Raw genomic sequence first — 5,218 nt, 5'->3', positions numbered from 1 at the left:
CTCTAAGACTTTCTGGTATAGTTCACTTATCATTTTCGTTATCTAGGTTATATTTACTATATATGACTTATCTTTTTTTTGAGTCTGTATCTGTATTCCATGCTACATAAGCTTTTCAGCCTGCTTGTCCCCCTGTCAGATCGTTTTGACAAAAATTTGCATCGCTATTGCTGATGTAGCTCCTAAAGCTAAAAAGGTAATGGTTAACAAAATAACAATTGTACTCTTAGATTTTTTAAGCATTGATATTCTCTCGGGTATTTTTCAATACTGTACAATATCTCTCATAATTATTCAACGCAACAAGGGAGCCTTATTGACAAAGACAATCCTTGAAACCTGATAAGCTGTACTGAATTTAAACTGGGTAGGGAAAATTTTAGTACAAATGCTCGAACTGCTTCTCCCTGCTCCGCAGCTCCGGCGCTCCCCGACAATCTTAACGAGTAATTTATATAGTCAACAGCTTAACCCCGATTCAAAAGCAGATGAAAAATGGCAGCAATTGAATGATAAGGAAAGGAGTTTTAAGCTTTAATAGCGGTAGTAGTGATTATAAATGAAATTAAAAGATATTGTCAACAAAGTCAAAATAGATTCTAGGAAATTAACTCAATATACTCTTAATTTAGACAATCCAAAAGGATTAAATAAAGCCCTCATGTTTCAACGGCACTTAGGATATACTCAAGATAATCATGAGCCACTCCTACAACAAATTGCCGACAAAGCTCTTGAAGCAAACGCTGTTTATCAAAGTACAGATAACCATGGACAACGTTATCAAGTCGATCTAGAAATTACAGGAATTGAACCGGGACAAAAAGAAATAGTCAGGACTGGATGGATTGTTGAGCATGATAGTGATACAGCTAGATTAGTAACTTTATATGTGAGAAAAAGACCATGATTAAACCAGAATTATTTGACCTTGTTGAATTATTAGTTGACTTGCCTGAATATAACTTAATAATGGGAGAACAAGGGACAATCGTTGAAGACTACAATGATGGTTGTTACGAAATTGAATTTAGTAATGATCGAGGGGAAACTATAGCTCTTTGTCCTCTGCCAATGCAGCAATTTATTGTCATCTGGAAAGCTAAGAGCAAAACGTGGTTATCTTTAATTAGTTAGGTGTTAAAAGTTGTCAGACACCGCCCTTATCAAGGGGGCAGGGGGGATCAGAGGCAAAATCTATCTTCAATTTAATTATAACTACTTACTTAACAGCTAACAGCTTTAATTAATAAATTACCCAAGGAAAAGCAACAAAAAATTTTAGATTTCACTCGCTCTTTACTGGACTTTCCGGTTGACAAAAGACCCTAAACTGTGGTGTATCCGCTATGGGGTGGCAGGGGGGATTAGGCCGCGTCTTCTAAGTAGAGATAAGGCTGAAAACTGATAAATACCCCGCTAATTTCTTGAATGTCTCCCAATTGGGAGATCGCCTCGTTAATGGTGTGATATTTAATCTCGATCAGTTTTGGCAATTTCTCCCGGTCAAGCTCGCCAACGCCAGAGCGAATATACTGATCAAGGATAAAGTCGAGAAACTCCCCTTGTTTTCCCGTGTATTTCGAGAAAATTAAATCTTTGTGCTTGATTACCCGCTCTTCTCTGGTCAGGGGTCTGGCTGCGTAGGCGATATAGGTCAGCACGTCGTAAATATCACTGTTTTCCGTGTTGGTGATACGGGCGATCGCCTGTAGCTGCTCCTCGCCGTAGCCTTTTTCCGCGAGTCCAGTTAGCAGGGATTTGCGGGTGTCGGGTCGGCCCCAGAGAAGGCGTAATTCCGCTTCATCTTGAAAAAGATCGGGAATATCCCCGAAAAGCTGCTGGATAAACTCCTCGGCCGAGATCAGGTTTCCGTCAGCGTTCCAGAAAGTTGTTTTCTGGGTGTGTTCCAGTTCTCGTTCCTTGCCGTCGGCCAGTTTGATTTTAATTTTCTGGCGTATCGGCAGAGGATCCGGCTCGTCGAGAGGAGCTTCGATCGCGTCAGTTGGTTCGGGGCGCGGCCTCGGATCGATGACCACGGGTTCCTGCGGTTCCCCGTCCCATTCGGGATCGTTAAAGTTTTCATGGGCTTTAACAAAATCGTAGATAGTGAAATAGTCCTTATTATCGAAAAGGCGCGTCCCCCGGCCGATAATCTGTTTGAACTCGATCATCGATTTGACCGGACGCAGTAGAACGATATTTCTCAGGTTTCTAGCATCCACCCCGGTGGAGAGTTTGCGAGAGGTGGTGAGGATGGTGGGGAGCCTTTTCTCGTTATCTTGAAACTTTTTTAAGTGGGTGTCTCCCAAGCTGCCATCGTTGGCGGTAACGCGAGCGCAGTAGTTAGGATCGCTGCTGATGGCCATTTGATTGATCAGATCGCGAATGGCTAGGGCGTGGTCTTGATTGGCGCAGAAAACCAGGGTTTTCTCGTTTTGGTTGATCGCCTCCATAAAAATTTTTACCCTTTGGCGCTCCCGTTCCTCGATCTCGATAATCCGGTTAAAGTCGGATTCAGTATAAACCTTGTTTTCGTCGATATCGCCCTCGATCAGTTCATCGTCGGGATCATATTGGTACTCGTCGAGGCTGGTGGTGAATTCAACCACCTTAAAGGGGGTTAGGTAGCCCTCGTTAATGCCTTCTTTCAGGAAATAGGTGTAGAGGGGTTCGCCGAAATATTTGTAGGTGTCGCCGTTGAGATCCCGTTTCGGGGTGGCGGTTAATCCCAGTTGTACAGCAGGGGCGAAGTATTCGAGGATTTTTCGCCAAGTGCTTTCGTCGTTGGCCCCGCCCCGATGACATTCATCCACGATCACCAAGTCGAAAAAGTCGGGAGCGTATTCGAGGAAGTTAGGGGCCAGTTCCTCGCCGTTTTGGGTCATAAAGGTTTGAAAGATCGAAAAAAAGACACTGCCGTTTTTAGGGACTTTCTTTGTTTTCTGGATTTCCTTCGGTTCGATCCTAACGAGCGCATCTTCGGGGAAGGCGGTAAACTCGGTTAAAGCTTGATTAGCCAGAATATTCCGATCCGTAAGGAAGAGAATACAGGGCCGGTGGGTCGGTTCACCAGTGAGGTTCCAACTACTATAAAAGAGTTTCCATGCGATTTGAAGGGCGATCGTTGTTTTGCCGGTGCCGGTAGCCATGGTCAGGAGCATCCGTTTTTGACCAGCTGCGATCGCTCCTAGAACCGCCTGGATGGCGTTGTGTTGGTAGTAGCGGGCCTCCCGCATCCCGCTTTTATTATCGGGGGGGACGGTGGCGAAACGGTCGCGCCAGTGGTTGGAATCGGGGTAGGTGGCCGCCCAGAGTTCTTCCGGGGTGGGGTAGCGATCGATATAGCCTTCTTTTCCGGCGCGGGTATCCACTTGATAAATGCGGAGGCCGTTGCTACAGAGGGCGAAGGGGGTTTGCAGGCGCTCGGCGTAGTCCTTGGCCTGCCCAAGTCCCTCGGTGGGGTGCGCGTCGCGTTTTTTGGCTTCCAAGGTGGCGAGTTTGTGACCGCGATAGACTAAGACATAATCGCAGGTTTTCGATGAACTGCGCCGGCCGGAACCGATTAGACGACCGGGGGCAATAACCTCGCGACGAATTTTACTGTCGGGAATGACTCCCCATCCGGCGGCTTTGAGGGCAGGGTCAACCAGTTCGGCTCTGGTTTCGGCTTCGTTCATGGGCTAGAAATCAAGTTGGCTGATGGCTTCCGCCATCGCTCGATCGGTTATGTCGGTTTGGTCGGTTTTGGAGTAGAGGGTGATGAGGACGATGGCGGTCTGGGTTTGCAGGTAGTAGATAACTCGATAACCGCCGCTTGGCTCTTCTAGGTTCTGTGTGATAAGTTTAATTGACATAGGATCGATCAATCTTTGTGTCCTTTGTGTCTTTGTGGTTCGTTCCACCCCCTCGCTCTTGAGAAATGTATCTTAGAATACATTTTACCCACCAAAGCTGGGAGAGCCGCCGCTTTTCCCCTTTTTAATATCACTGTTTTTGAGGCGAACTTTGAAAACGGGGAAATTGAATCCTTGAATGCGATCGCCGGGGGTTTGTCCTGTCTGAAGGGTCTGAAGTAGGGGTTGTAAGTCTTGGCGGATGGATCGATAGCGTTTGGCGAGGATTTTGAGATCTTTTTGAAAGCGGGGGGTGAGTCTAATTTCGATGGGGTTTTCGTTAATCGACATCAATGTCTTCCCACATTCGATCTAGGGGGATGGTATTTCCCGCTAGGGCTTCTTGCATTCCTTGTTTAAGGTTGGCAACGATTTCCTCGTCTGGGGTGTCGTCTGGGTTGTGCGATCGTTCCCGTTCTAATTCAAGGCGAAAGGATCGAACGATCTCGTAAATCTGAGTCAGGTGGTCTTCAGGGATTTCGTGGAGTTCGTCGATGATTTTTTGGATGATCATGGAGCTACGGGAAGACGCTATTTACATTTTAACGGTTCTACTGGCTAAGAGAGCGTTCGTAAATTAATGTAAAAAAGGTGGACAGAATCGAAAAAGAGGTTGTAAGCAAGAAATAGAGACAAGGAGAGTACAAGTAAATGGAAAGACAACCCTATCCATCCGACCTGACTGATGATGAGTGGGAAATCCTTAAACCCTTGATTCCCGAGCATCAAGGAGTCGGTCGTCCGCGCACCGTAAATATTCGAGAAATTCTCAACGCGATTTTCTATTGGGTCGATAACGGGATCAAGTGGCGAGCCATGCCCCACGATCTACCACCGTGGTCAACGGTATACGATTACTACCAGACCTCTTGCAAAAGTCTTAAGTCGATCCTTGTACAGCAACATTTTTGAAGATTATCAACTACTAATAAATAATTAACTGAAAGTCCCTCCCATTATTGTTTCTATCGTTTGTTTTCGGATTTATGCAAGAGGTCTATTGTAGCTTGGAGATTACTCTGGTTAACCTATCAAGCACGCTTACACGGAGAGGAGAGTTGTGAAAGTTTTTTGGAAGAACATGAATGGCAATCTTTGTGTGCCACTATTCATAAAAAGAGTCCGCCACCTGAAAAGCCGCCCTCCTTGGCCAGAAGCGGTCAGAATGATTGCTTCTCTTGGGGGGTTTTTAGGTAGAAAAGGTGACGGTGAACCAGGTGTTAAAACTATTTGGTTGGGACTGCGAAGGTTACATGATATCAGCCAGACTTGGAAACTGTCTCATCAAATTAGTTCCCCCATAGAACCCCCTTGAGCCATCT

General features: G+C 45.8%; 4 protein-coding genes and 5 pseudogenes. 5 read left to right on the top strand and 4 right to left on the bottom strand.

What is annotated here, in order from left to right:
• Positions 1 to 559 precede the first annotated feature (559 nt).
• The 3 genes and pseudogenes from ACE1AQ_RS00375 to ACE1AQ_RS00365 form a co-directional block, all read left to right on the top strand.
• Positions 560 to 910 (top strand): DUF6883 domain-containing protein, encoded by a 351-nt coding sequence (locus tag ACE1AQ_RS00375; protein WP_008197578.1) that lies wholly within the window; start codon positions 560 to 562, stop codon positions 908 to 910.
• Positions 907 to 1,132: pseudogene (locus ACE1AQ_RS00370) on the top strand (DUF4926 domain-containing protein); the annotation flags it as partial. The gene ACE1AQ_RS00375 and the pseudogene ACE1AQ_RS00370, both read left to right, overlap by 4 nt.
• Positions 1,133 to 1,230: 98 nt before the next feature.
• Positions 1,231 to 1,332 (top strand): annotated as a pseudogene (locus ACE1AQ_RS00365) (DUF4926 domain-containing protein); the annotation flags it as partial.
• A 35-nt stretch (positions 1,333 to 1,367) separates the two neighbouring features.
• Here ACE1AQ_RS00365 and hsdR read toward each other — a convergent pair.
• The 4 genes and pseudogenes from hsdR to ACE1AQ_RS00345 all read right to left on the bottom strand — a co-directional run bounded on the left by hsdR (position 1,368) and on the right by ACE1AQ_RS00345 (position 4,410).
• Entirely contained in the window at positions 1,368 to 3,680 is a 2,313-nt protein-coding gene (gene hsdR, locus ACE1AQ_RS00360) for an EcoAI/FtnUII family type I restriction enzme subunit R (RefSeq protein WP_110545427.1), read from the bottom strand.
• Between the two features lie 3 nt (positions 3,681 to 3,683).
• Positions 3,684 to 3,857 carry a hypothetical protein gene (locus ACE1AQ_RS00355; protein ID WP_157221716.1) on the bottom strand — a complete coding sequence of 58 codons (174 nt, stop codon included), beginning with the start codon at positions 3,855 to 3,857 and terminating at the stop codon, positions 3,684 to 3,686.
• 105 nt (positions 3,858 to 3,962) lie between these two features.
• Positions 3,963 to 4,187: pseudogene (locus ACE1AQ_RS00350) on the bottom strand (type II toxin-antitoxin system RelE/ParE family toxin); the annotation flags it as partial.
• Positions 4,177 to 4,410 carry a hypothetical protein gene (locus ACE1AQ_RS00345; RefSeq protein WP_008197566.1) on the bottom strand — a complete coding sequence of 78 codons (234 nt, stop codon included), beginning with the start codon at positions 4,408 to 4,410 and terminating at the stop codon, positions 4,177 to 4,179. The gene ACE1AQ_RS00345 and the pseudogene ACE1AQ_RS00350, both read right to left, overlap by 11 nt.
• A 137-nt stretch (positions 4,411 to 4,547) precedes the next feature.
• Between ACE1AQ_RS00345 and ACE1AQ_RS00340 the strand changes: the two are divergent.
• A pseudogene (locus ACE1AQ_RS00340) lies at positions 4,548 to 4,754 on the top strand (transposase); the annotation flags it as partial.
• A 132-nt stretch (positions 4,755 to 4,886) separates the two neighbouring features.
• Positions 4,887 to 5,211 (top strand): annotated as a pseudogene (locus ACE1AQ_RS00335) (IS4 family transposase); the annotation flags it as partial.
• Positions 5,212 to 5,218 lie beyond the last annotated feature (7 nt).

The organism is Microcystis sp. BLCC-F209, from assembly GCF_041928595.1.
Lineage (GTDB): Bacteria > Cyanobacteriota > Cyanobacteriia > Cyanobacteriales > Microcystaceae > Microcystis.
This window is presented reverse-complemented; position numbering and strand designations above follow the sequence as displayed.

What these genes read in the sequence shown, in the direction of transcription:
- ACE1AQ_RS00375 (WP_008197578.1), top strand. Translation starts at nt 560, where the DNA reads ATGAAATTAAAAGATATTGTCAACAAAGTCAAAATAGATTCTAGGAAA.
- hsdR (WP_110545427.1), bottom strand. Translation starts at nt 3,680, where the DNA reads ATGAACGAAGCCGAAACCAGAGCCGAACTGGTTGACCCTGCCCTCAAA.
- ACE1AQ_RS00355 (WP_157221716.1), bottom strand. Translation starts at nt 3,857, where the DNA reads ATGTCAATTAAACTTATCACACAGAACCTAGAAGAGCCAAGCGGCGGT.
- ACE1AQ_RS00345 (WP_008197566.1), bottom strand. Translation starts at nt 4,410, where the DNA reads ATGATCATCCAAAAAATCATCGACGAACTCCACGAAATCCCTGAAGAC.